The sequence below is a fragment of the Cohnella hashimotonis genome (genome assembly GCF_030014955.1).
In the GTDB taxonomy this organism is placed as follows: Bacteria; Bacillota; Bacilli; order Paenibacillales; family Paenibacillaceae; genus Cohnella; species Cohnella hashimotonis.
Genome location: NZ_JAGRPV010000001.1, coordinates 6,066,088 through 6,091,067 on the forward strand (window position 1 = coordinate 6,066,088; position 24,980 = coordinate 6,091,067).

General features: G+C 62.8%; 20 protein-coding genes. 4 read left to right on the forward strand and 16 right to left on the reverse strand.

Translation table 11 applies throughout. From position 1 onward, the window contains the following. Positions 1–616: 616 nt before the first annotated feature. Positions 617–1,939, reverse strand: coding sequence for a M20 metallopeptidase family protein (locus KB449_RS24445; RefSeq protein WP_282910860.1), 1,323 nt, complete (start codon positions 1,937–1,939; stop codon positions 617–619). Positions 1,940–2,068: 129 nt separating this feature from the next. Beyond that, positions 2,069–3,046, reverse strand: a complete 978-nt coding sequence (locus KB449_RS24450) for an NADP-dependent oxidoreductase (RefSeq protein WP_282910861.1) — start codon at positions 3,044–3,046, stop codon at positions 2,069–2,071. A 150-nt stretch (positions 3,047–3,196) separates the two neighbouring features. Here KB449_RS24450 and KB449_RS24455 point away from each other — a divergent pair, with 150 nt between their 5' ends. Continuing rightward, entirely contained in the window at positions 3,197–3,832 is a 636-nt protein-coding gene (locus tag KB449_RS24455) for a TetR/AcrR family transcriptional regulator (RefSeq protein ID WP_282910862.1), read from the forward strand. Positions 3,833–3,857: 25 nt separating this feature from the next. Here the strand turns inward: KB449_RS24455 and KB449_RS24460 are convergent, their stop codons facing one another. Then, positions 3,858–4,784 (reverse strand): hypothetical protein, encoded by a 927-nt coding sequence (locus KB449_RS24460; RefSeq protein ID WP_282910863.1) that lies wholly within the window; start codon positions 4,782–4,784, stop codon positions 3,858–3,860. A 66-nt stretch (positions 4,785–4,850) separates the two neighbouring features. Then, positions 4,851–5,675 (reverse strand): AraC family transcriptional regulator, encoded by an 825-nt coding sequence (locus KB449_RS24465; protein ID WP_282910864.1) that lies wholly within the window; start codon positions 5,673–5,675, stop codon positions 4,851–4,853. A 119-nt stretch (positions 5,676–5,794) separates the two neighbouring features. Between KB449_RS24465 and lacZ the strand changes: the two genes are divergently transcribed. Next, a complete protein-coding gene (lacZ, locus tag KB449_RS24470) occupies positions 5,795–8,947 on the forward strand; it encodes a beta-galactosidase, LacZ type (protein ID WP_282910865.1) in 3,153 nt (1,050 codons plus the stop codon). A 703-nt stretch (positions 8,948–9,650) separates the two neighbouring features. Here the strand turns inward: lacZ and KB449_RS24475 are convergent. Beyond that, the gene (locus KB449_RS24475) at positions 9,651–10,772 is read right to left on the reverse strand and encodes an ABC transporter substrate-binding protein (protein WP_282910866.1); all 1,122 of its coding nucleotides are present in this window, start codon (positions 10,770–10,772) and stop codon (positions 9,651–9,653) included. Between the two features lie 167 nt (positions 10,773–10,939). Between KB449_RS24475 and KB449_RS24480 the strand changes: the two genes are divergently transcribed. Together KB449_RS24480 and KB449_RS24485 are read left to right on the forward strand one after the other, a co-directional pair. After that, complete coding sequence (locus KB449_RS24480) at positions 10,940–12,046, forward strand: FecCD family ABC transporter permease (RefSeq protein WP_282910867.1); 1,107 nt, start codon at positions 10,940–10,942, stop codon at positions 12,044–12,046. Between the two features lie 2 nt (positions 12,047–12,048). Further along, positions 12,049–12,813, forward strand: coding sequence for an ABC transporter ATP-binding protein (locus tag KB449_RS24485; protein WP_282910868.1), 765 nt, complete (start codon positions 12,049–12,051; stop codon positions 12,811–12,813). Positions 12,814–13,337: 524 nt separating this feature from the next. On the opposite strand, the gene KB449_RS24490 is transcribed toward KB449_RS24485, so the two are convergent. The 11 genes from KB449_RS24490 to pxpB form a co-directional block, all read right to left on the reverse strand. Further along, the gene (locus KB449_RS24490; protein WP_282910869.1) at positions 13,338–14,531 is read right to left on the reverse strand and encodes an LLM class flavin-dependent oxidoreductase; all 1,194 of its coding nucleotides are present in this window, start codon (positions 14,529–14,531) and stop codon (positions 13,338–13,340) included. 36 nt (positions 14,532–14,567) lie between these two features. Then, positions 14,568–15,527, reverse strand: a complete 960-nt coding sequence (locus KB449_RS24495) for a substrate-binding domain-containing protein (RefSeq protein ID WP_282910870.1) — start codon at positions 15,525–15,527, stop codon at positions 14,568–14,570. A gap of 58 nt (positions 15,528–15,585) precedes the next feature. Further along, entirely contained in the window at positions 15,586–15,897 is a 312-nt protein-coding gene (locus tag KB449_RS24500; RefSeq protein WP_282910871.1) for a 2Fe-2S iron-sulfur cluster-binding protein, read from the reverse strand. A 35-nt stretch (positions 15,898–15,932) separates the two neighbouring features. Continuing rightward, the gene (locus KB449_RS24505) at positions 15,933–17,642 is read right to left on the reverse strand and encodes an FAD-binding protein (protein WP_282910872.1); all 1,710 of its coding nucleotides are present in this window, start codon (positions 17,640–17,642) and stop codon (positions 15,933–15,935) included. Between the two features lie 39 nt (positions 17,643–17,681). After that, on the reverse strand, positions 17,682–18,443 hold the full coding sequence (locus KB449_RS24510; protein ID WP_282910873.1) for a LamB/YcsF family protein: 762 nt from the start codon (positions 18,441–18,443) through the stop codon (positions 17,682–17,684). A 220-nt stretch (positions 18,444–18,663) separates the two neighbouring features. Then, positions 18,664–20,088 carry a UbiD family decarboxylase gene (locus KB449_RS24515; RefSeq protein WP_282910874.1) on the reverse strand — a complete coding sequence of 475 codons (1,425 nt, stop codon included), beginning with the start codon at positions 20,086–20,088 and terminating at the stop codon, positions 18,664–18,666. Between the two features lie 18 nt (positions 20,089–20,106). Then, on the reverse strand, positions 20,107–21,168 hold the full coding sequence (locus tag KB449_RS24520; protein WP_282910875.1) for an ABC transporter substrate-binding protein: 1,062 nt from the start codon (positions 21,166–21,168) through the stop codon (positions 20,107–20,109). 123 nt (positions 21,169–21,291) lie between these two features. Further along, positions 21,292–22,089 carry an ABC transporter permease gene (locus tag KB449_RS24525; protein WP_282910876.1) on the reverse strand — a complete coding sequence of 266 codons (798 nt, stop codon included), beginning with the start codon at positions 22,087–22,089 and terminating at the stop codon, positions 21,292–21,294. Continuing rightward, on the reverse strand, positions 22,089–22,880 hold the full coding sequence (locus KB449_RS24530; protein WP_282910877.1) for an ABC transporter ATP-binding protein: 792 nt from the start codon (positions 22,878–22,880) through the stop codon (positions 22,089–22,091). Before KB449_RS24530 ends, KB449_RS24525 begins: the two co-directional genes overlap by 1 nt. A gap of 4 nt (positions 22,881–22,884) precedes the next feature. Next, on the reverse strand, positions 22,885–23,913 hold the full coding sequence (locus KB449_RS24535) for a 5-oxoprolinase subunit C family protein (protein ID WP_282910878.1): 1,029 nt from the start codon (positions 23,911–23,913) through the stop codon (positions 22,885–22,887). Continuing rightward, positions 23,910–24,731 carry a 5-oxoprolinase subunit PxpB gene (pxpB, locus tag KB449_RS24540; RefSeq protein WP_282910879.1) on the reverse strand — a complete coding sequence of 274 codons (822 nt, stop codon included), beginning with the start codon at positions 24,729–24,731 and terminating at the stop codon, positions 23,910–23,912. The genes KB449_RS24535 and pxpB overlap by 4 nt, the downstream gene beginning before the upstream one ends. Positions 24,732–24,980 lie beyond the last annotated feature (249 nt).

The following is a 24,980-nucleotide window of genomic DNA, read 5'->3' on the forward strand; positions in this document are numbered from 1 at the left end:
CACGGGCCTCAACCCCCGCATTCCCTGTCTTGATTGGACTATTCTAGCTCCACTGCCTGTCATTCAGACAGTTACGCAGGTCATCGGATTCGTCATCTTTTCCCAAAATCGGACAAGCTTGCTGCGTCATTTCGCCGAGAACAGACACGTGCACGGGGGTAAGAGCAATGGCGATAGCAATGCCGGCTGACCTGTCAGCCTGCCTGTCTGTCTGTGCAATGGGGATATTGGTCAAACGGCAGAAAAGCGTGCGTTCCTATGCGGATGGGATACCGTTCAAACGGCGGAAAACATGCTTTCCTGTTCGAAGGGGATACCGTTCAAACGACGGAAACACACGCGTTCCTGCGCGGAGGGGATACCGTTCAAACGGTGAAACGGGCGCGTTCCTGCGCGGAGGGGATACAGTTCAACGGTGAAACGGGCGCGTTCCTGTGCGGAGGGGATACCGTTCAAACGGCGGAAACACACGCGTTCCTGTGCGAAGGGGATACCGTTCAAACGGCGGAAACACACGCGTTCCTGTGCGAAGGGCAGTATCTACCGATACAACAAAAAAACCGACGCGGGGTCTTGCTTGCGTCGGCTTCACTACGTAAAAGCCTATATGACTCTTTTATTCCCAGCCCCGTTCCAAAAAAGCAACGGCCGCGCGCGCGTGCAGCTTGGCTCCGAGCGCGATCGCGCGTTCGTCCAGGTCAAACGACGGATGGTGGAGCGGATGGACGATGCCCCGCGTCTCGTCGCGCACGCCGATGAGCAGCATGGCGCCCGGCGCCTTGTCGAGGTAGTAGGCGAAGTCTTCGCCGGCAAGGCTGGGCTGGTCGAGCACGCGAACCTGCTCCGCGCCGAACACGTCCGCGCCCGCCCGCTCGGCAAGCCCGACTGCGACGGCGTCGTTAATAAGCGCCTTGCCCATGCGGAAGCTCGGCCAGGCGGTGCCGCCGAAGCGGTCGGCGCAGGCGGCTGCGCAGCGCTCGAGGACGAACCGGATCCGCTTCACCGTCGCATCGCTGAAGGCGCGGTAGGTGCCGAACACCTCCGCGGTGTCCGCGATAACATTGCCTGCGGTGCCCGCTTGGAGCTTGCCGAAGGCGAAGGACACCGGCTCGAGCGGGTCGGACGCGACCGCGACGGCGCTATTCGCCTCAACGGCGAAGTGCGCGGCCATGAGCAGCGCGTCCGCCGCCAGATGCGGGGCCCCATGATGGCCGGACCGTCCGCGGAACGTAAAGCGGAAATGCGAGGATGCGGCCATCGCCTCTCGCCGGTGAATCGCCAAGCCGCCGGTTTCCAGTCCCGGCCAGACGTGCAGCGCAAAAGCCGCGTCGATGCCGTCCGCCGCCCCGCTCTCGACGAGATCGCGTCCGCCGCTGCGCAGCTCGCCGTCCACCGGACTCGGCGCGGCTCCCTCTTCGGCGGGCTGAAATACGAACCGTACCGTCCCCGCCAGCCGTTCGCGCACCCGGCTTAGACCGTAAGCGGCCGCGAGCAGCATCGCCGTATGCGCGTCATGGCCGCAGGCATGCATCGCCCCCTCGATCTCGGACCCGTATTCGCGGCCCTCGATCTCCCGGATCGGGAGCGCATCCATATCCGCGCGCAGCAGCACGGTCCGTCCCGGCTTGCCGCCGCGCAGCACGCCGACGACGCCTTTGCCGAAGTGGTCGCCGACGCCCTCCTGCACCTCCAGTCCGTACTCGCGCAGCAGCTGCGCGACGCGTGAGGCCGTCCTGCCGACGTCGAACAGCAGCTCGGGAAAACGGTGAAATTCCCGCCGAAGCGAGATCCATTCCGCCTCCCGCTCCTCGATCGCGCGGCAGACGGCGTCGACGTCCGAGCCAGGACTCCCCTGCACCACATGAAGCGTGTGCTCCCAGCCTGTCGACTCGGGACTGCACGAAGCTGTCGATGACGCTAGATTCGCCGATAAAACCATTTTTCCCACCTGCTTACTATGTTTTATATGGTCACGACTGTACCACCTCGGCGTCCCGGCGTCAATCTGCGGGCTTATCGGAATTTTCTATCGGTTCGCGCTTCTTCTATATCCAGTCAGCCCCGCCCTCTAAGCGTCGGTTCGAAGCACGATTTTGCCACGCGCCCGTCTGCTTTCGCTCAGCGCATGCGCGCTCGCCGCTTCCGCGAGCGGCATCGATGCGCCGATCTCGATCCTTAGATCTCCGGTGACGATCAGCTCTCCGATCCACTTGAGCCTGTCAGCGTCGAATGGCGCCATGCGCAGCGCCTGCACGCGAACCCCGACGTTCTCAGCCAGCTCCGGCGAGTACCGCCCCCAACCGATTGGCACGAGCGTGCCGTCCTTGCGAACGGCCCGGACAAGGTCGTCCGTCCGCTCCCCGCCGACCGTATCAATGACAGCGTCCGCCGCTCCTTCGAGCTCTCTCCAATCGTCCGCCGTATAGTCAAAGACGCTGTCGGCGCCGAGCGACTCCGCGAATGCGCAGTTGCGGTCCGACGTCACGGCGATGACGCGAGCGCCTGCGAGCTTTGCGAACTGCACGGCGAAGTGACCGACGCCGCCGGACGCGCCGTTAATAAGCGCCGTCCGGCCAGGCGCGAGCAGCGCCTGCTCATGCACGGCAGTCCATGCGGTGAATGCGGACATCGGCAAGCCCGCGGCTTGTTCGTCGTCGAGCGCCCCCGGCAGCGGCGCAAGCCGTGACTCGAGAACGGTTGCATATTCCGCGTAAGCGCCCGCCGTCGCCGTCATTCCATAGACGCGGTCTCCGGCGCGGTATCGCTCAGCTCCCCGCCCTGCCGCTTCGACGACGCCAGCCAGATCGTAGCCCGGCGTGAACGGCAGCGTTAACGCCAAGCCGAACTTTTCCGAGGCCCAACCCGAGCGCATCTGCCAGTCTCCGGGATTGACCCCCGCCGCGTGCACGCGCACGAGCACTTCGCCCGGCCCCGCTACCGGCCGAGCCACCTGCTCCAAGCGCAGCGTATCCGGCGGGCCGTATGCGTGGAAGCGCACTGCGTTCATCGGTGACATCCCGTACATATCCGTCCATGTCTTGTCCATCCCGTTTCCCTCTTTCCGCTCCGTTGTGCGCCAACTGCGCACTCGCTTATAATGTAGCGTGCCGAACGCAGCGCGTTCAATCGACAATGACGGCGATTCGGCCGTTAACGGACACAACCCCGATATTGTCGGGAAACGGAGGTCGCGGGCATGAGTACGAACATGGATGCGGACATGGGTACGAGCCTTAACGCAGCTGCGAGTCAACGGGACAGACGTTCCAGAAGGACGGTCAGACTGCTGAAGCAGTCATTCCGCGAGCTGGTCGAGGAAAAGGGATTCGAGGCCGTGACGGTGCGGGATATCGCCGAGCGTGCGGACGTCAATCGGGGCACTTTTTATGCCCACTTCCCTGACAAATACGGCCTGCTTGATCTGGTCATCCGCGAAAAGCTGCAGGCGCTGCTCGGCGCCCGGCTCGGGCCGGACGCGAGCTGGCGCCGCAGCGACCTGCGGCTCGCGATCGCCGCCGCGCTCGACCACTTCGCGGATGTGTACGGCGGCTGCCGGCGGCGCGAATCGCTCCATCCGCTGTTCGAGCAGGCGGTCCAACAGGAGCTGGCCGCCCTGTTCGGACGGTGGCTCGCAGCCGTGCCCGCGCCCCCAGAAGCTTGGCCTGTCCCTGCCGCTACCGTAGCGTCCGCGACCAGCTGGGCGATCTTCGGGGCGGCCAACGAATGGGCCCGCGAAAAGCAAGCCGTGTCGGCCGAAGACATGTCCGATCGCTTGCTCGCCGTCGTACTCGGCGGCGTCGCGGCGCTGACGCCCGGCGGGATGCCGGATTGATCGCGATCGGCAGCCCTATGCGTCTCTACTCGACGTCGGGATAAACGGTCGTTCCGCCCTCGTCGGTTTGGATTTTAAGACTGTAATCCTTTCCGGAAGCGAGCGCGGCAGGCAGCTTGCCCTCCACTTTCCACTCGCCGTCGCGCACGTCGGATTTTCCGGTCCAAAGGACGGCGTCGCCCTTCGACAGCGTCACGGTCGCCGATTGCGAACGGCTGCCATGCCCGCTCACCGCAAAAGCCGCCCCCGGCTTCAACTTTTCCGGATAATCGTATTTTTGAACCGGCGGCATCCAAACCTTGTAATCCTCGTTTAAAAACCGATAAAGTTCGGCGGACTCCGCGAAAACGGCTGCCGACTCCGAACCGGCTGCTCCATCCTCGATAACTACGCGATCGACCGCATCTTCGCAGCGTAAATTCACGTTGCCCTTCTCAAACTTTGTTGTCGTGCAGCGCCAAGCCGGCCGTACGACGATCAGGCGTCCGTCCCGAAGCTCTACGTTAACCGCCATGCTGCGGTTTTTGATCGGTGTGGCGAGTCCGGTCCCTTCGATCGGCCGCGCCGCTTCGATCCAGCCGATCAGCTGCGAGATGCGCTCTTCGTCGCGATCCGGGTACAGCGTCGCAGCCAAATCCGACCAGAGGGGCCATGTCATATAGACCCACTTGACGTCCGAAGCTTCGGCGCGCTCGCTCAGCATACGGGACGCCAACTGCGGCTTCGGTTCGGCCGAAGGACCGACGCTCGGCACCGGCTTGTACGACGGTACGGCCGCCACCGCTTCCTCCGTCCGTAACGCTTCGCCCCCTTTTACCGCGCTGCTGCCGGAAGCCGCTCCATTTTGCGCGCCTGACTGACAAGCTGACAATAATATCATCGACACCAGAATAGCTGCAGCCATCCAGCGAATACGCCTGCCTCTTCTCTTGTCTTCGTATTGTCGCTCCATCGATCATCGCCCCTTTAACCCTTCAACGATACGCGGCGGTTAAAAGTTGCCGTTCACCGGAAGCGTTCAATCGTTTCCCGGCAGTCCGTACAGCCGCCTGAATTGCTCCGGACTGAACCCCGTCGCCTTCTTGAATACCGCGCCGAAGTAGCTCGCGTTGTCGAAGCCGACGTCCCGCGCGACCTCATGCATCCGCCGGCCCGGCGCGCCGAACATGAGCTGCTTGGCCCGCCCGACGCGCTGCAGGTTGACATACTGCAGCGGCCTCATCTGCACCGTCTTCTGAAACAACCGGCACAAATATTGCGGCGATACCCCCGCAGCCTCCGCCAGCTCCCCCAGCGAGAGCGCCCGGTGCAGATTGTCTTCGATGTACGCGACGATCGGCTTCATCCGGTTTATGTCCTGTTCCCGGTTGCCTACCGACTGCATGCGTCCCAGTTCAAGCAGCAGGGCGTATATGCCGTGCGACCGCTCCAGATTCGCCTCGTACGAGAGCGAGTCGCCCTCGAGCATCGCCGCGAACGGTTCCAACAGCCCCGCCTCCGCCAGCCGGCCGCCTCCGGAAGCGCGCCAACCGGCGTAACGCAGCAGCGCGCCTGCCTCCCGGCCGTTGAACGCGACCCACGCCATCTCCCACGGCTTCGAGACGGGGCGGTACGCATGCGCGACGCCCGGGTACAGGACGAACGCTTCTCCGGGTCCGACGCGGACGGACCGGCCCTCTACGGTATATTCGCCGCCCCCCCGTATCGTCTGATGCAGCTGATAATCGGGAAAGCCCTCCTCGCGCTCAGTCTCGGGCTGATGCTCCCAATAGCCGATCGATGTCACATACACCGGCAGCAGCGACGTCCGGTCCGTCCGGCAGAACAGCATCTTGCTTTTCAACTGGCATCGCTCGTTTCATATTTTAATAGTTCGGAATAAAATCCTTTTATTTAACCACTCTACCATAGAGTCTATAATGTGAATATATTAACGACATCAATGGAAGAGGAGCGCTGCCAGTGCGTCAGAAGCTGCAATATACCCCGCCGGCCAACGGCTATCCCGAATGGAACAACAATCCCGACGTCTTCCAGCTGAACCGGATGGAAGCGCATTCCCATATGATGGCCTATCCTTCCGCAGAAGGCGTTCTCGCAGGGGATCCGACCGCTTCGTCTTACTTTCTTTCCCTGAACGGCACCTGGAAATTCTCCCTCGCGGACACGCCGGATCAGCGCGCGGCCGATTTTTACCGAACGGATTATGACTTGAGCGGCTGGGCCGACATGCCTGTGCCGTCGCATTGGCAGTTCCACGGCTACGATTACCCGCAATACACGAATATCCGCTACCCGTGGTCCGAACGCGAGCCTGAGCTGAAGGCGCCGTTCGCGCCTACGACCTACAATCCGGTCGGCTCCTACGTCCGCTCGTTCGAGGTGCCCGCCTCGTGGGCGGGCCAGCCCGTATTCTTAAGCTTCCAGGGCGTCGAGTCCGCCTTCTACGTCTGGGTTAACGGCGAGCTTGCGGGCTATAGCGAGGACACGTTCACCCCTGCGGAGTTCGACATTACGGCCTACCTGGTCGAAGGGGAAAACAAGCTGGCCGTCGAGGTGTACCGCTGGTGCGACGCAAGCTGGCTGGAGGACCAGGACTTCTGGCGGCTGTCCGGCATTTTCCGCGACGTGTACCTGTACTCCGCTCCCGCCCTGCGGGTGTCGGACTTCTTCGCGAAGCCGACGCTGGACGCGGACTACCGCGACGCAGTACTGGCCGTGGACGTAAAGCTGGAAAATTACTTCGGCAACCGCTATGACGCGAGCCGCCTGGACCTGCAGCTTTACGACGCTTCCGGCAGCCCTCTATGGGATGCCGCTCATTCGCTGGCCGTCGCTTCCTCTTCAGAGGAAGTGCTCGCCCTGACGCTGTCCGCCCCGGTGACGTCACCGCTCAAATGGAGCGCCGAAGCGCCTCATTTATACACGCTGGTGCTGTCGCTCTACGGCGACGACGGTGCGCTCCTGCACGCGACCGGCTGCCGCGTCGGCTTCCGTGCATTCGAGCTCAAGGACGGGCTCATGAAGATCAATGGAGAGCGGATTCTTTTCAAAGGCGTGAATCGCCACGAGTTCTCCTGCGACACCGGACGCGCGCTGTCCAAGTCGGACATGATCCGCGACATCCTGCTCATGAAGACGCATAACGTCAACGCCGTACGTACGTCGCATTATCCGAATCAGCCAATCTGGTATGACCTTTGCGACGAATACGGCCTGTACGTCATCGACGAGACCAATCTCGAGACACACGGCAGCTGGGAGTACGGCCAGGAGGAAGAAAAGGAGTTCAACGTGCCGGGCAGCAAGCCGGAATGGCGGGACAACGTGCTCGATCGCGCCAATTCGATGATGCAGCGGGACAAAAACCATCCGTCCATCGTCATCTGGTCGCTCGGCAACGAGTCGTACGGCGGCGAAAACTTCATCGCCATGCACGATTTCCTGAAGCAGTCCGATCCGTCGCGCCTTGTGCACTACGAGGGGACGTTCCATCACAGAGCCTACGACGCCGCGTCCGACATCGAGTCGACGATGTACGCCAAGCCCGCGGATGTCGAGCGCTACGCGCAGAACAAGCCCAAGAAGCCTTATATCTTGTGCGAATACAGCCATGCGATGGGCAATTCCTGCGGCGGTCTGCACCTGTACTGGGAGCTGTTCGACAAGTACGACATCCTGCAGGGCGCGTTCATCTGGGACTGGGTCGACCAAGCGATTCGGACTCGTACGCCGGACGGTGTCGAGTACCTCGCCTACGGCGGAGACTTCGGCGAGTCCCCGCACGACGGCAACTTCAGCGGCAACGGCCTGCTCTTCGCGGACCGGAGCGTTACCCCCAAGCTTCTCGAGGTCAAAAAGTGTTATCAGAACGCGGCGTGGACGGCAGTCGATCTGCGCGAAGGTCGCTTCAGCGTCCGCAACAAGCATCTGTTCACCGACCTGTCGGCGTACGCGCTGCGTTGGGAGATCGCGATCGACGGCGTGACGCGCGAGAGCGGCGCGCTCGAGCTGGCGCTGGCGCCGGGCGAGAGTGCAGAGATTATCGTGCCTTACGCGTGGGATGCGCTGCCGGGCGAAGGCGAAGCAACTCTGCTGCTGTCGCTCGTGCTTAAGGCCGATACGATTTGGGCGGAGGCGGGTCATGAAATCGCGTGGGACCAGTTCGTGCTGAAGGCGCAAACGGCCGTTATTGCGGGAGCGTCTGCCAATGCGCAGGTTGCCGCAGCCGGCGATGGCGCCGCTGTCACAGCAGCCTCGTTAGTCACTGCCGAGTCCGGCGACGCGCTGACGGTAACGGGCGAGCGATTCGCAGCGCGCTTCGATCGGACGAACGGCGCGCTTGTCTCTTATGCGGTTGACGGCCGCGAGCTGCTCGTCGCGCCGCTGCGCCCGAACTTCTGGCGCCCCGAGACCGACAACGACCGCGGCAACAAAATGGGCGAGCGCTGCGCGATCTGGCGCGATGCGGGCACCACGCTGCAGCTCGTCGGATTGGCTGCGCGCGCGGCAGGCTCGTCGCATGTCGTGACCGCCGCCTATCGGCTTGCGAACGATCCGTCGAGCGCGGTCACGCTGCGCTACGAGATTGGTCCGGACGGCGCTGTCGAGGCGACCCAGGAGCTCAACCCAGGCAGCGACGCGCTGCCGGAGCTGCCTGCCTTCGGTTTGATGTTTGAGCTGGACGGCGCTTTGGACAATGTGTCCTGGTACGGCCGCGGCCCGCACGAAAATCACTGGGACCGCCGCACGGGCGCGCGCCTCGGCCGGTACGCCGGCACGGTCGCCGAGCAATTCGTGCCGTATCTGCGGCCGCAGGAATGCGGCAACAAGACGGATGTGCGGTTCGCCGAGCTGACCGGCAGCGACGGCCGCGGCCTGCGCTTTGAGAGCGCGCAGCCGTTCGAGCTGAGCGCGCTCCCGTGGACGCCGGACGAGATCGAGGCGAGCGACCATCCGTACAAGCTGCCGCCGAGCCGCGGCAGCATCGTGCGCGTGAACTTCAAGCAGATGGGCGTCGGCGGCGACGACAGCTGGGGTGCGCCTACGCACGAAGCCTACACGCTCCCGGCCAACCGGCCGTATGCGTTCCGGTTTACGTTTAAGCCGGTTTGATTGACGGCTTCACCGATTTCGAATAAGGCCCGGCGATGCGCACATGCGCGAGCGCCGGGCCTTTCTGCGTCGGAGACAGGCCGCGTCCGCCAAGACTAGCGCCTACGCCGGCTAAGAGCTTCGTCCACTGAAAGGGTCCCCCTCCTGCGCTCGGTAACGTTCGCCAATCTATCTCATTACTCGCCAGCCGTATCGCCTTCGCCAGTCTCGGCCGCACCGCTGCTCTCTGCTCGCCAGCCTCGCCCTTGCTCGCCGCGTTACCACCGTTAGCTAGTCATCCGCTACTCCAGCCGTATCGCCGCCCGCAGTTTCATCCGCTACTCAGCATCCGCATCCATTCCAACGTTCCCCCTGCCTGCTAGCTAGATAGTGGTCAAAAGGCATTTATTTCATCCAAAAGCCGCCGAAAAGAAAAAATAATGATCAAAAGGCAGCTAATTTCGCCCCCGCCGTCTAAATCGTTCGCGACCGGCCCCATTAACTGCCTTTTGACATCTAATCCTCCGTCATTCCGTCTGTGCACGAAATTAACTGCCTTTTGACAACTACCGTCTCCCCATTCCTTCCGTACGCGAAGTTAACCGCCTTGTAACAACTACCGCTCCGCGCCACCGCCCCCACGCACGCAAAAGGCACCGCAGGACAAACCTCCCGCAGTGCCTTTTCCTTGTTCACTTGCCGTATATTTCACTTGTCGCATACTTTACTTGCCGTATACTTCCTGCCCCAGCTTCTCCGCAGCCGCCATGATCTGATCGCCGTAGCCCCAGAAAGCGTTGAAGTCGATCACATAGATACGCTTGTTCTTGATCGCCGGAATGTCCTGCAGCGCAGGATTGGCATACGCCGCTTTGAGCGTGGACTCAGGGTCCTGCGCGCCGGTGTAGTAGGACAGCAGCAGTACGTCCGGCTTCTCGGCGACCAGTTGTTCGATGCTGACCTCGTACCCGTCGACGTCGTGGAAGGCGTTGTTCAGCTTGATCAAGGACAGGGCGTCGTGCTGAAACGAGTCGTGCGAGCCGCTGTCCACGCTAAGCGTGCCGTCTCCGGTGTCGTTGACGATGGCAAACTTCTGCGCGGTCTCGCCCTCGTACTTGGTCTTCAACGCATCCGCACGCGCCTTCAGCTTGGCGATATGAGCCGCTGCTTTGTCTTGAACGTCGAAAATCTTGCCGATCTCTTCGATATCGCGGTACAGGCTGTCTAGCGTCGCGCCCTGCAAGCTGGCATTGTTCACGTATGTATGAATGCCCAAGCCGTTCAGGCTGTCCACCGATCCGTTGCCCCAGTCCGCGTCCGCGAAAAGCCCCGCGCGTCCGATGACGAGATCCGGATTCGTGCCGACGACCGGCTCCTTGCTGACGTACCCTTGCGCGAGCACCGGCACTTTTTTGAATTCCTCCGCCGATACTTCGGGATCGGATGCGCCGTTCAGCGCGGCGACGCCCACCAGCTTGTCGCCCAGTCCCAGCTTGATTAGAAGCTCTGCGACCGGCTGCGTATTCGCGACGACTCGCTCGGGGGCCTTGTCGAAGGTCTGCTGCTTGGCCTTCTGTTCCTCACCCTCGCCCGACAGCGTGTAGTTGTCGATGACGAGCGGGTACACGGTCGCCCCGGCAGCTGCGGACGAGCCTTGCGGACTGGACGATGCGGATGCGGACGGCGAAGCGGATTCCGGGGCGGATGCAGACTCGGAAGCCGGAGCCGCCGATGAGGAAGCAGCGCCTTCCTCATCGTTCTTGCTCCCGCAGCCAGCCGCCAGCAGCATCAAAGCCGTGACGAGAATGAGCGCGATCATGGAAATCGGTTGTAGACGCTTGCGCATAATGAACCCCTTTTCTGTGCGTATCTATTGATAATGATTATCATTATTCGTTAATATCCATGTTTTTGTCAACAGAAATTGTAAAAATAATTGACAACGATTATCACTCTCATCTATTCTTAGGCTGACTTCATCCGACCTCAAGACACCGAAAGGATCGTTTCCCTATGTCGCGCACGCAAACGGCGGCCGCTGCCCCCGTCCAACAATCGCCCATTTCTTCTCGTACCGGCTTTCTGCTCCTTCAGCTCGGCCTCATCATCGTCGCCGTCATTTCCGTCATCGTCGCCGTGGCGCTGGGTCAGGTAGATATTCCGGTCGCGGACTCGTATCGTATCCTGCTCTATCACGTGACTGGCATCCGAATCGGCAACGTCCAGGAACTGACGTCGGGGTCGAACGTCAGCATCATCTGGAACATTCGCTTCCCGAGGGTGCTGCTCGCGCTGCTTGTCGGCGCCGGACTCAGCATGTGCGGCACGGTCATGCAGGCTACGGTGCAAAACCCGCTCGCCGATCCATACATTCTCGGCATCTCGTCGGGCGCTTCGCTCGGCGCGACCTTCTCCATCCTGGTCGGCTTCGGCGCGTCCAGCCTGCTCGGGCAGACCGGGCTCGCTTTCTGGGCATTCGCCGGCGCGTTCGGCGCGTCAATGCTCGTCCTGACGCTTGCCGGCATCGGCGGCAAGATGTCCTCGGTCAAGCTCGTGCTGTCCGGGATGGTCATCAACGCCCTGTGCACCGCTTTTACCGACTTCATCATCTACTTCGCCAACAACGCCGAGGGCATCCGCTCCGTCACCTTCTGGTCGATGGGCAGCCTGGCCCCGGCCGCCTGGGATCGCCTCCCGCTCGTCGCCATCGTCGTGGGCTGCGCCGTCCTGCTGTTCCTGCTGCAATTCCGCATTCTTAACACGATGCTCCTCGGTGAAGAAGCCGCGGTCACGCTTGGCGTCAACCTTTATTTTTACCGCCGGATCTATCTGGTGCTCACCGCCGTCGTCACCGGCGTCCTGGTCGCGAGCTGCGGCACGATCGGTTTCGTCGGGCTCATCATCCCGCATCTGGTCCGGGGACTCGTCGGCTCCGATCATCGCCGCCTGATGCCGACGTCCATCCTGATCGGCGGCATTTTTCTCGTCTGGACGGACGTCATCGCCCGCACCGCCATTCCGAAGGCCGAGCTGCCCATCGGAATCATCACCGCCATGATCGGAGCGCCGCTGTTTATGTACATGCTCGTGAAAAAAGGCTACGAGTTCGGAGGAAAATAGAGATGAACCTGGACGTGAAACGCCTGTCCGTATCGCTCGGCCGCGCCGACATCGTGAGAGACCTCTCGCTCAAGGTGCACGGCAAGCAGTTCGTCGGTCTCATCGGCCCGAACGGCTGCGGCAAGTCCACGCTGCTCAAGAGCATCTATAAGGTGATCAAGCCCAATACAGGCGAAGTTACGCTTGCGGATACGGACCTCATCAAGTCGTCGCCCAAAAAAATCGCCCAGATGATGGGCGTCGTCGGACAGTTCAACGACCTCAGCTTCGACTTTGCCGTCCGCGAGATGGTGCTGATGGGCCGCACGCCGCACAAACGCATGCTCGACGCGGACAATGCCGGGGACCTGGCGCTCGTGGATCAGGCGCTGCGCCAGGTCGGCATGGAGCGTTATGCGGACCGCAGCTACCTGTCGCTCTCCGGCGGCGAAAAGCAGCGGGTCATCCTCGCTCGCGCGCTCGCGCAGGAGCCCAAGTTCCTCGTGCTCGATGAGCCGACCAACCATCTGGACATCAAATATCAGCTGCAGATTTTGAACATCGTTAAACGGCTCGATATCGGCGTCCTTGCGGCGCTGCACGACCTCTCGCTAGCGGCTAAATATTGCGACTACCTGTATGTCGTGAAACAGGGACGCATCGCGGCGGAAGGCCCGCCACAGGAGGTTATCACGAGGCGGATCATCGCGGACGTGTTCGAGGTGGAATGCGAGACGTATACGAATCCGGTGACGGGGGAGCTTGGGATTGCGTATTTGACGTCGTAGTGGATTCGCTGCTCGATAGCGCTATCCCTCGGCGTGGGACAGCCTTGTAGCTCTAGATGGAACTTCTTCGCTTAGGTCGGGGGGGGGGGGGCGGTGATGTCGAGGTGCGGTCCAGCAATGTGGCTCTAGATGGAGCTTCTTGGACTCGGTCGGTTATTCGGCCCGGCAATGTGACTCTACATGGAGCTTCTTGGCCTCGGGTCGCGGTGTAGTTGGAGAATGTAGCTCTACATAGAGCTTCTTGGCCTCGGTCGGTGGTGTAGTTGGGAAATGTAGCTCTACATAGAGCTTCTTGACCTCGGGTGGCGGTGTGTTTTGGGAATGTAGCTCTACATAGAGCTTCTTGGCCTCGGTCGGCGGTGTCGTTGGGGGATGTAGCTCTACATAGGGCTTCTTAGCTTCGGCCGGCAGTCGGTCGGAGCGTTCCAGGGCAGCGAAAAGAAAGGGGCTATCTCCAGGCTTTTATGGCCTTTAGATAGCCCCAATTTGCTATTGATTGGCACAGGCTTGCGACCGTATGGCGGTCATGCCTCCGGCTGCACCGCATGCCGCAGACCGGCCTGCTCGAGCAGCGGGATGACGCTCTCGCCAAAGTAGGCGAGCTCCGGCTCGTAATCGTAAAACGTGATCTGGATGCCGTCGATGCCCGCCGCGTGAAGCTGGCCAAGCTGCTCCGCGACGTCCTCCGGCGAGCCGACGACGTGCAGGTGGCCGCCCACGGCGCGCCCTCTGGCGCTATGCTCGAGCCAGGACTGGCTGTCGCCGGCTTTGTGGCGCGCCGAGAAGCTGCCGATCGCGCCTAGATCGGCATGATCCATGATCGCCTGATAATAGGCGAACGCTTCCTCGCGCGTCGGGCGCACGATGATGGTCGGGTTGATGATGACGCGGATCTTGCGGCCGAGCGCGGCTGCGGCATTCTTGACCGTCGCCACGTGCGCCGGCAGCTTGGGCAGCGCGTCCTCCAGCTTCTCACCGGCCGGGCTCGAGACGAACACGACGTCGGAATACTTGGACGCGTAGTCGAAGCCCGCAGGCGAGCCCGAAGCCGTAGCCAGCACGGGGCGGCCGTACAGCGGACGCGGGGAGACGTACGCCTCCTCGAGGTTATAGAACTCGCCTTTATAAGTCAGATTGTCGACGCCGGACCACAGCGCGTTGCAAATGCGCGTGAACTCGGCGGACTGCGCGTAGCGCCGGTCGTGATCGCCGCGGGTGACGCCGAACATTTTCGGCTCGTTTTCCGCGTAGCCCGTCACGATGTTCGCCCCGAAGCGGCCCTGCGAGATATGGTCGGCCGTCGCCAGAAACTTCGCCAGATGCATCGGATGCCAGGGCCCGTACAGAATGTGAATGGTGCCCATCAGCAAGATGCGGCGCGTCGCGGACGCAAGCGCGACCGCGGACACGAACGGGTCGAGGAAGTTTTCCCGGTAGCCGGTCTCCCCGCCGAAGCCGCCCTTGGGCAGCCATTGCGACAGGCCGAAGGCGATGTCGAAGCCTAAGTTTTCCGCCTGCTGCGTCAGCCGCTTGTTGTACTCGAACGACCAGTCGGTGCCTCTCGGCAGCGTCGATTGGGACCAGCCTCCCGTCTGCAGCGGCAAAAACAAGCCGAGCATCAGCGGCTGGGAGAACGCCCGCGACAGCGGGCTGTCCGGCAGATTCTGCGGTTCTTCCGGCGTCCAAAGCTGCTGATCTTGTTGATTGGAGGCGCTCATCGCATCCCTCTCCTATCCCCTATGGATAATATTGATTCAGGTATGCCAGACCGACGGGTGAAACACTTCCTCCGGCGCCAGCCCCCGCTTCAGCAGGCCGTCCTCGCGCAGATAACCCATGAACTTGCCGATCTGCGACCAATTGGCGGACGCGCCGTATGGCCAGATATCGTCGTTCATCAGCTTCGACGAGCGCTCCACCGACTCCCAGCCCCACGGATCGGAGCTGTTGTTCTTGATCGTCTCCAGTTGCGCGGCGATGCCCTCGTTCTTGATATCGAGCAACAGCTCGTACAGGAGCCGGGGCAGCTCCGGAAACCGCCGGGCCGTCTCCGCCTTCAGCGATACCAGGTGCATGATCGGAAAAATGCCGGAGCGCTCGTAATAGGCCCGCTCCTCGTCCCACACGTTCGGGATGAGCCGGCGGATGACGCCGCCTTCGCCCGAAGCCGGGAACAGATGCGCCGGCGGGCGGCGCGCCGACATGATCGCATCGACGCGTCCTTCAGCCAGCGCTTCGAAGATGTCGCCCTCGGCGAGCGTCGCCGGGATGTCCACGGGAACCCGCTCCGGACGGAAGGTGAACCACTGCATCTCATCGCCGCGGATCGCCCACTCTTCGCGGAACATGCCTCTCACCCAGACCGCCGCCGTCATCTGGAATTCGGGAAACCCGAAGCGTTTGCCCTTCAGCTCGGAAGGATGGCGCAGCGGGCTGTCCGCGCGCACGTAGATCGCATTGTGCCGGAACGAGCGCGACAGAAAGACAGGGATGGCCGTCAGACGCGTATCTCCGCCGCCCTTGGCGATCAAGTACGAAGCGAGCGACAGCTCAGCCACGTCGTACGTTGCCTCGGATATTTGGTTGATAAAAATTTGCTCCACCGTTTCCCGCTTGGCTTCGATCTCAAAGCCGGCCGGGCGGCGGGCGGCGGACAGCAGCTTCAGCGTGCGGTCGCTCTCCGACATCGCGACCGTCAGCTTGGGTTGGGTCATGGTCCGTCCGCTCCTTCCTTAAATCGCTTCTTATATGAAAACTATGACAATTATTCGATTAATCCAGATCCGTCGCCAGATCCCTGATCCAAGGGCGCCCCTTGAGCGGTTCGACGCGGACTTCGCTGCCGGCCTTGGCGCGAATGCTGCACAGGAAGCCGGCCTTGCCGTCCACGAGCGCCGAGCATTCCTTGCAGGCATTGGCCGAGCGGCAGGAATAGCGCACCGTCAGGGACGGATCGCGGTGCTCGCGGATCCAGAAGATCGCATCGAGCAGACTCATTCCTTCCCGATAAGGCACGTCATAAGAGACGACGGCCGGCTCCGAGCCGGCTTCTCCGCGCGTCACCTGCAGCTTGATGTCGGACATGTTCGCTTCCTCTCCTTCCTTATCGGACAATCGCATCAGACGCTCGCCGGGGGCTGCGCCTCCGTCAGCGTCCAGCCGCCCGATTCGCCGTCGAGCGACAGGCTGTAGCTCTCGGCGGCAGGCAGCGTCTCCTCATAGTCGAGGCGCACGTGCGCGCCGCGCGATTCCTTCCGCTGCAGGGCGCCGATGACGATCGCTTCCGCGACCTTCAGCATGTGGTCCGCCTCCAGCTTCTCGACTGGCGGCAGCGCGAGCTTGCCCGGCTGTGCCAGCGCGATCGCGTCCAGCTCCGGCCGGAGCGCCCGCACCTCTGCCAGCGCGGCGGTCAAGCCTTCCTCCGTGCGCAGCGGCCCCGCGCCCTTCCACATGATCCGCTGCAGTTTGCGTTTGAACGCTTGCAGCGAGGCACTGTCCCGCTCGACCGCCGCGGGATGCCAGAACGCCTCGAGCCGCTGCCGCTCCGCTTCCAGAGCCCTGCCGACGATCGCTTCGACATCCGCCGCCCGGCCTTCGCGCGCGCGAGCCGCCGTCTCCCCGGCGATCCGCCCGGTCACGAGCGCCTCGGTGATCGCGTTGCCCGACAGCCGGTTCGCGCCGTGCATGCCGTAGATCAGCTCGCCCGAGGCCAGCAGACCCGGTACGCGGGTGCGCATCTGCGCGTCCACTCGCACACCGCCTAGCATGAAGTGCGCCATCGGCGCCACCTCGACCATATCGCGCGTGAGGTCGACGCCCTGATTGCGCAGGATGTCGATGACCGGACCGAACGCTTCCTTCAGCTTGTCCTCCGGCACCATTGTGAAGTCCAGGTACGCGCCCCCGTGCGGAGAGCCGCGTCCCGCCTCGACCTCGCGGAAGATCGCGAGCGTCGTCTGGTCGCGCGCCGCGGTGTATTTGCCGCCGACTTCGCCGTTGTACTTGTGCATGAACTCCTCGCGTTCCCCGTTCAGCAGGCGTCCGCCCAGCTTGTAGCGGAACGGGTCCCACATGATCGGATCGATGCCGACGAGCGGCGGGAACAGATGCGCGATCGGGAAAAACTGCACCATCTCCATATCTCGCAGCTCCGCGCCGGCCTCCGCGGCCAGCACGTAGCCGTCGCCGGTCATATTCGTCGAGGCGCTGTTGCGCTCGTACACTTCGGTCAACCCGCCGGTCGCCAGAATGACGGAGCCCGCGGAGATGCCGACGGGACCCATACCTTCCATTTCGAACCCGACTGCGCCGACCGCCTTGCCGTCCTCGACGACGATTTTCGTGATCATCACGTTTTTGAGCCGGCGGATCTTCTCGTCCTTCCAGATCGCCCGCTTCAGACCGTTCGACGTCGCGCCGCCCGTGTTCAAAATATCCACGTACACGCAGCGGGCCCGCGAGTGGCCCGGCGCAAACGCCTGCGAGCGCTTGCCGTCAGGCGTCCGCGCCCACTTCACGCCGTAGCCTTCGGCCTCCAGAATAACCTCCGCGCCGCGATCGACGATCGCGCGCACGATCTCCGGATCGGCCAGTCCGCGGCTCCCCTTCATCGTATCTTCGAAGTGGACGTCCGCGTCGTCTTCCTCGGCTTCGCCGAGCGCGACCGCGACCGTCATCTGGGCGAGGATCGTAGCGCCTCCGCGGCCGATCAGGCTCTTGTCCGTCAGGATGACGTCGGCGCCTTCGTCCGCTGCGGCTCTGGCGGCCATCATGCCGGCCGCACCCGAGCCGACGATCAATACATCGGTTTGCAGCAAAATCGCATCCACGCGCGCCGCTCCTCTCTGTCGTTCGTTTGTGTTAGCCCCTTAGCCGCCGAACGCCCGCACCTCGATGCCGGACTCGGACAGCTTGCTTCTGATTCTGCTTGCAAACTCGACGGCGCGAACGCCGTCGCCGTGCACGCAGATCGTATCCGCGCGGATGGCGACGTCGACCTGCTGCTGCGTCATGACCTTGCCCTCGGCGACCATTCGGACCACCTGATCGAGCGAACGATCCTCGTCCGTGATGACCGAGTCCGGCAGCCGTCTGGACGTAAGCGAGCCGTCGGACTGATAAGTCCGGTCGGAAAACACTTCGCTCGCCGTGCGCAATCCGACGCGTTCGCCCGCAGCGATCAGCTCGCTGCCCGCGAGGCCGAACAGGATGAGCGACGGATCGATCCGGTAGACCGCCTCGGCGATCGCATTCGCAAGTCCCGCATTGCGGGCGGCCATGTTATAAAGCGAGCCGTGCGCCTTCACGTGCTGAAGGCGCGCGCCCTCCGCCTGCACGAAGCCCCACAGCGCGCCAAGCTGGTAGACGACCAGATCATAGGCCTCGTCGGGGCTGATATCCATGTCCCTGCGGCCGAAGCCGATCAGGTCCTGCAGCCCCGGGTGCGCGCCGAGCGCGACGCCGTTGTCCAGCGCCAGGCGCACCGTCCGGCGCATCGTCGCCGGATCGCCGGCATGGAACCCGCAGGCGATGTTCGCCGAGGTCACGTACTTCAGAATCTCTTCGTCCCGCCCCAGCTTGTAGGCGCCGAAGCTTTCTCCCAGATCGCAATTCAGATCCACCGTTTTCATCGCAGGCGTTCCTTCCTCTCGCTGCGTCCCGTCGGCCGATGCATGGCGCGCCCGGCCGCCCGGAACGAATATTGAATGCCGCCCGTCCGCGGCCTCTCGTCCGCGCGCGAGACCGATCTGTCGCGCGCAGACGAAGAGCCGCCGTACGGCGGCCGCGCCCCAAGACTGCGGGATCCGGAGCGCGGCACCGACGGCGCTGATTCGACTAATTTATTACAAATTACAGCCACTTGCTCAGCCCGTCCGTCCCCGGCTCGGACAACGCATCCAGGTCGGCCAGCTCGATATGCTCGCGCGGCACTACGGCGCGCTTCGGGAAGACGATCGGCGGCGCCGGCTTGGTCGCGTCGACGATCGCCGCTGCGGACATGCGCGGCGTGTTCTTGCCTTCCTTGCTGTACTCCCAGTTGGTCGGCAGCAGGCCGCCTGGCCCGTTCCACTTGGGGATAACCAGCAGATCGCGCTCCGCGTCGAAGCGGGTGCCGATCGCCCATGCCACTTCCTCGCCCTTGAAGACGTCGATGTCGTCGTCAACCACGACGATGTGACGCAGGTTTTCCTGCTCGGTGTTCAGCGCGGCGAACGCCGCCTTCTTCACGTCCGCCTCCCGCTCCTTATGAAGCGAGATGTAGCAGTGCATCCGGGCGTAGAACGGCACGTGCACGGTCTTCAGGCTCGGCACGACCTCTTTGACGGTCTGGTAAATGCTGCCCGACCGAGGGACGCCGCCGACGACGAGATGCTCCCGGCTCGAAGCGACGATATCCTGGAAAATCGCGTTGTTGCGGTGCGTAATCCGCTTGATGCGGATCGTCGGCACCGAACCGCCGCCCAGGTAGTGGCCCGGCCATTCGCCGAACGGTCCTTCCGGATGCTCCTCGTCCGGCAGTATCTCGCCCTCCAGGATGATCTCCGCATGCGCGGGGACGAGCAGGTCGGACGTCTCCGCCTGGACCAGCTCCAGCGCCTCGCCCATCAGCGCGCCGGCCGCCTCGTACTCGCCGCCGATACCCTGCACCCGCGACACCGAGCCCATGACGAAGCCCGGGTGATGCCCCAGCGCGATCGCGATCGGCGCCGGCTTGCCCATCTTTTTGTACTTCTTGTAGATCAGGCCGCCGTGATGCGCGCCAAGGAACCAGACGCCCATGTCGGTCGCGTTAAAAATCTGATGCCTGTAAATGCCCGCATTGATGAGACCGGAGTCGGGATCGCGGATAATCATGACGCCTGCCGACAGATAGGGGCCGCCATCCATTTCGTTGTGAACCGGAATCGGCAGCTTGCCCAGGTCTACGTCCTGCTCCGCGATGACGTTTTCCTTGACCTTCGCCCGCGAGCGCTCGACGACGACCGGCTCGATCGGCTTTTGCAGCTTCTCCCCGTATACCCGGGGAATATCCTGCACCTCGCAGCCCAGATACAGGGCGATGCGCTCGTATTCGGTCAGCAGGTTGGACACGCAGGCGAAGTCCGCGCCTTTTACCCGGTTAAATAATAGCGCCGGATATTCGCCTTTCTCCGCGAGCGCCGCGGCGTAGCCGGTGATCCCGAAGCGGGGATCGACCTCCTTGTCCACGAGCCGCACGCTGCGCTTGTCGAATTCCGCCAGTTGGCGGAGGTACGTCCTCAGATCCTGGGCCATGCTGCCATCTCCTGTTCGTTAGGGAAGTAAAGACAGATCCACTGCGTCGGCGAACGGAATTTCCTTTTTCAAAATGCCCTGGTCAAGCTGCGTCTTTTGCACGTATTCCGCACCGGCCTCGGTTACCTTCAGCCCTTCCGGCACCTTGGTCAATTGGGTGGCGACAGCCTGCTTCAGCACGTCGGCCGGCACCTTGTCGAACAGCTTCTGCACAGTAGCCGCCGCGCTATCCGGGTCCTGCTGCGCACGCGCATTAACCGCTCCGCTTACTTTCAGGAACTGCTTCATGAGGTCTTGGTTTTTCGCGACCCAATCCGTTTTGGCCATGATGACGATGCCCGCAAACTCAAACGGCGGATCGTACAGCACGCGGTAGTTGCCGGTCGCGACCATCTGCGACAGCGTCGGCTCCGACACCATGCCGCCGGCCGCCTGGCCGCTCTCGATCGCCGCCAGCATCGTGGCGCCGCTGCCGCCGTTGATGAGCTTCACGTCCTTTTCCGGATCGAGTCCGGCTTCCTTCAAGCCTTCGCGCAGACCGGTGTCGGACAGGCTGCCGACCTTGGTGACAGCGAGCGTCTTGCCCTTTACTTCGGCCAGCGATTGGTAAGGCGCGTCCTTCTTCACGACGAGCGAGTAGCCGACGCCGTTAAAGATCTCTGCATACGCCTTGACGCCGAGTCCGTTCTGAATCTGGCGCAGCACGTGCTCGTAGGAGCCGAGCACGACGTCCAGGCTGCCGCCGACGAGCGCCTGCACCATGTCGGAGCCGGCCGTGAAGTCCTTCTCCTCGATCTCGATGCCCGCCTTCTCGTAAGAGCCGTCGTTGATCCCGAGCTGGGCGACGAGCGGCGTCATGCCGCCGCCTACGAGGCCGAGGCGGATTTTGCCGCCGGCCGGTGCCGCAGGAGACGCATCGCCGCTGCCCGAGGCGGACGGCGAAGCCGAAGCCGTAGCGCCCGCATCGGAGCTTGCGCTTGCGCTGGAGTTAGAATTGGAATTGGAGTTTCCGCACGCAGACAGCACGACCAGCATGATCGACAGCAGCAGCAGCAGCGCGAATGATTTTTGCTTTTTCATGGAAATAGACCTCCTCTGGATTGTAGAGCTTGCTTTGGAATGTATATCAAGCCGCTCCGTTTGTCGGGTCCAGCGTGATGTAGGGTCTTATAAAAAGGGGAAGCTTGCCCGGACGGATGTCCCTTAGCGGTGCCGGAGCAGGACGCGCTCCAACAGCAGCACGCATTGCTCGAGAACGACGGCGATCAGCATGATCAGCACGAGTCCGGTGAAAATGCCCGTCGTATCCAGCATGTTCGAGGAATACGTGATGTAGTAGCCGAGTCCCCGGTTGGAGCCGACCAGCTCCGCGATGACCGAGCCGATCAGCGCCATGCCGATATTGAGCCGGATGCTGGTCAGAATCCAGACGGTGATCGACGGGAGGACGACCCAGCGCAGTTTGTGGGACCACTTGGCCTTGTACGTGCTCATCATGTCCATCAGGTCTTTGTCGATGTTGCGCATGCCCTCGAACGCGTTGTAAAACGCCACGAAGATGACCATCGCTGTGACCATCAAAATCTTAGAGGAGAGTCCGATGCCGAACCATACGATGAACAGCGGCGCGAGCGATACGCGGGGCAGGCTGTAGAGCGCCATCATGTACGGGTAAATCCATCGTTCGAAAATGCCGCTGAATGCGAGGCCGATGCCGAGCAGCGTGCCGCCGACCATCCCGATCGCGAGACCCGCTATCGCCTCTTGCAGCGTCGCGCTCATGTGATACCACAGATCCCCGTCTCCGAGCATATCGACGATCCGGCCGGCGATGAGAGACGGCTTGCTCAGCCAAAAGGCGTTGAACGCGCGGCCGGACAGCAGCTCCCATGCGCCGATCAGCAGCACGAACACGACGATCCGGCCGGCCCATACGGACGTCTTGGAATACTCGCGTTCGCGAAAGCCCGAGCGGGTCGTGCGCTTCGATGTTGCAGCCATCAGTCGATCCCTCCCGTACCGCCGCCGGACATCTGCATCCAGATTTCCCTTTGCAGCTCTTTGAACACCGGATCGAACCGGATGTCGTAAAAAGGCCGGGGCCGCGCGAGCCGGATGTCGAACTCGGCCTTGATCCGCCCGGGGCGGTCCGTCATGACGATGACGCGGTCGGACAGCGCGATCGCTTCTTCGATATCGTGCGTGATGAACAGCACGCTCTTGCCGACCGATTCCCAGATGTGCAGGAATTGCTCGCCGATCTTGACGCGGGTCTGCGCGTCCAGCGGGCCGAACGGCTCGTCCATCAGGTAAATGTCCGGATCGTAGGCGAAGGTGCGCGCGAGCGCGACCCGTTTGCGCATGCCGCCGGACAGCTGCTTCGGATAGAAGTTCGCGAAGCCTTCGAGTCCGACCATTTTCAGCAGCCGGTTCGCCTCCGCGACCTGCTCCTTGTCGGGCAGTCCCTTGATCGCCAGCGGCAGCCGGACATTGTGGAGCACCGTTTTCCAGGGGAGCAGCGCGTCGTTCTGAAACACCATGCCGACCCCGTCGGGAACGTCGTCGATCGGCTTGCCGTCGATATAAGCGGCTCCCGCCGCAGGCTGCAGCAGACCGGCCGCGACCTTGAGCAGCGTCGATTTCCCGCAGCCGCTCGGGCCGACGACGGAGACGAACTCGCCGTCCTTCACGTCCAGATCGACGCCCCGGAGCGCGACGGTCCGCTGTCCTTTCGAGTGATACTCCACCGCCAGATCCCGTATCGAGAGCTTCGGCTCCTTGTCCTTTGCCATCGACTCACACCCTCCCGTTCCCGCTGGCTTGCATGCGTTCCAACCCGCTGCGCAGCGTTCGAATTCCGTTCTCGCGTACCAGATACAACCGCTGCGCCTCCTGCAAGGAAACGCGTCGGAACCGGACCGTGCCGCCCAGATTGGTCTGGGCCAGCAAAGGCAGATCCACCGATGCGACCTGCGCGATCTTCGGGTACCCGCCCGTCGTCTGCCGGTCCGCCATGAGCGCGATCGGCTGGCCGTCGGGCGGCACCTGCACCGTCCCGAACGTCACCGCCGAGGAGACGAGCTCCCGCTTTTCCTTTAGACGCAGGCCGTCGCCGTCGCCGGACAGCCTGTAGCCCATCCGGTCGGAATCCGTCCGCACCTTGAAGGCGTCGGCGAAAAATCGCTCCGCGCTCTCCTCTTGGAACAGCGCCAGCTCCTGTCCCGCGACCGCCCGCACCTCCGGATTCGCCGCATAGGAAGGCAGCAGGTCCGGCGCGACCGACCAGCGACTGAATGCGACGCCGTCCGCCTGCGCTTCGTCCGCGAGCAGCGACGCGAGCGCCCGGCTGGCAGGAGAAGCTGCCCCGATCGGGAGCCGATCGCCCTTCTGCAGCGCGCGTCCCTCCCAGCCGCCGATGCCCGCCCGCAGGTAGGTGGAGCGGCTGTTCATCTTGATCGGTGCGTCCACGCCGCCTGCGACCGCCAGATACGCGCGGCAACCCCGCCTTGCGCGGCCAAACCGCAGCACGCTTCCTTCCGGCGCGACGACCGTCTTCCACAGCGGCAATGCCCGATCGTTCAGCTGCGGAGACAGATCGCCGCCGCAGACGGAGATGAGCGCGGGCTCCGCAAAATAAATCTCCGGCCCGAGCATCGTGATCTCGAGCCCCGCCGCGCGCTCGTCATTGCCGACCAGCAGGTTCGCGATCCGCAGCGCGAAGGCGTCCATCGCGCCGCCGACGATCACGCCGAACTGCTGCGAGCCGTGCCTGCCGAGGTCCTGGACCGTCGTCAACAGCCCGGGCTTTACCATAATCATGCTCATCCCCGCGCCGCCTCCCGTCGATCGAACTCTTCTCGGGAGATCGGTCTGAACCGTACGATATCCCCCGCCCGCAGCAGCGTCGGCGGCGTGGCGTCCGGCAGGAACAGCGGCTCCGGCGTCTTGCCGATGAGCTGCCAGCCGCCCGGCGTCGCGATCGGATACACGCCCGTCTGATCCCCGGCGATGCCGACGGTGCCCGCCGGAATCGACAGCCGCGGCGTCTGCCTGCGCGGCGTGGCAATGCGCTGCGGCAGCCCGCCCAGGTAGGCGAAGCCCGGCGCGAAGCCGAGCATGTAGACGAGATAGTCGGCGGAGGCGTGAATCTCGATCACCTCTTGCTCCGACAATCCGTGCGCCTCCGCAACCTCCGGCAGATCGGGGCCCAGCTCGCCGCCGTAGCAGACCGGAATCTCAGTTACTCTGGGCGTGGTCTGCGCGGCGTTCTCCAGCTTGGCCAGCTGCTCGCCGAGCCAATCCGCGACCAGGCCGAGCGGATTCGTGCTGCCGGTAGGATCGGCGTTGCCGGTAGGATCGGCGTTACTGTCCGGATCTGCCCAATCGGCCGCGGTCCGATTGCCGAGACCCCCGAGCGCCTTGAACGGCTCGAAGTATACCGTCACGGACAAGAAGGCGGGCACGTATTCGATCATGCCTGGGAAACGGTGCCGCTCCAGATGCTCGGCCAGCTGCCTCACCCGGTCGTGCGTCTGCCGGCAGATCGTCTCGCCGAGCTGCACCGTCACCGCCGAATCGCCGAGCGGCAGCAGCTTCGCCTCTATCGCGCCGTAATTGACGTAATTTTCGGCCAACCCTTTCAATTTCATCATCACCTTGTATAATAAAGCCTGTGTTATGAAAATCCCGAATTTCGGGACATTGATCCCAAATTTCAAATCTATATAATACGATCATTATAGTAGGTAATGTGAAAATAGCAAGCAGGAATTCCGATTTTGGCATCGGACGACAACATCCGCATATCCAAGCGCCGGACGTTCAGGGTATACTTACCGAAGAAAGCAAGCGGGACGGACGCGAATCGGAGCGGTATTCAGGAGGAAGTCGTG

Bases quoted from the DNA above. Each gene is read 5' to 3' on its own strand.
- KB449_RS24525 (WP_282910876.1), bottom strand. From the start codon at position 22,089: ATGGCTGCAACATCGAAGCGCACGACCCGCTCGGGCTTTCGCGAACGC.
- KB449_RS24480 (WP_282910867.1), top strand. From the start codon at position 10,940: ATGTCGCGCACGCAAACGGCGGCCGCTGCCCCCGTCCAACAATCGCCC.
- KB449_RS24455 (WP_282910862.1), top strand. From the start codon at position 3,197: ATGAGTACGAACATGGATGCGGACATGGGTACGAGCCTTAACGCAGCT.
- KB449_RS24495 (WP_282910870.1), bottom strand. From the start codon at position 15,527: ATGACCCAACCCAAGCTGACGGTCGCGATGTCGGAGAGCGACCGCACG.
- KB449_RS24530 (WP_282910877.1), bottom strand. From the start codon at position 22,880: ATGGCAAAGGACAAGGAGCCGAAGCTCTCGATACGGGATCTGGCGGTG.
- KB449_RS24485 (WP_282910868.1), top strand. From the start codon at position 12,049: ATGAACCTGGACGTGAAACGCCTGTCCGTATCGCTCGGCCGCGCCGAC.
- KB449_RS24460 (WP_282910863.1), bottom strand. From the start codon at position 4,784: ATGGAGCGACAATACGAAGACAAGAGAAGAGGCAGGCGTATTCGCTGG.
- KB449_RS24520 (WP_282910875.1), bottom strand. From the start codon at position 21,168: ATGAAAAAGCAAAAATCATTCGCGCTGCTGCTGCTGCTGTCGATCATG.
- KB449_RS24475 (WP_282910866.1), bottom strand. From the start codon at position 10,772: ATGCGCAAGCGTCTACAACCGATTTCCATGATCGCGCTCATTCTCGTC.
- KB449_RS24500 (WP_282910871.1), bottom strand. From the start codon at position 15,897: ATGTCCGACATCAAGCTGCAGGTGACGCGCGGAGAAGCCGGCTCGGAG.
- KB449_RS24490 (WP_282910869.1), bottom strand. From the start codon at position 14,531: ATGAGCGCCTCCAATCAACAAGATCAGCAGCTTTGGACGCCGGAAGAA.
- KB449_RS24535 (WP_282910878.1), bottom strand. From the start codon at position 23,913: ATGAGCATGATTATGGTAAAGCCCGGGCTGTTGACGACGGTCCAGGAC.
- KB449_RS24515 (WP_282910874.1), bottom strand. From the start codon at position 20,088: ATGGCCCAGGATCTGAGGACGTACCTCCGCCAACTGGCGGAATTCGAC.
- KB449_RS24510 (WP_282910873.1), bottom strand. From the start codon at position 18,443: ATGAAAACGGTGGATCTGAATTGCGATCTGGGAGAAAGCTTCGGCGCC.
- KB449_RS24445 (WP_282910860.1), bottom strand. From the start codon at position 1,939: ATGGTTTTATCGGCGAATCTAGCGTCATCGACAGCTTCGTGCAGTCCC.
- KB449_RS24450 (WP_282910861.1), bottom strand. From the start codon at position 3,046: ATGGACAAGACATGGACGGATATGTACGGGATGTCACCGATGAACGCA.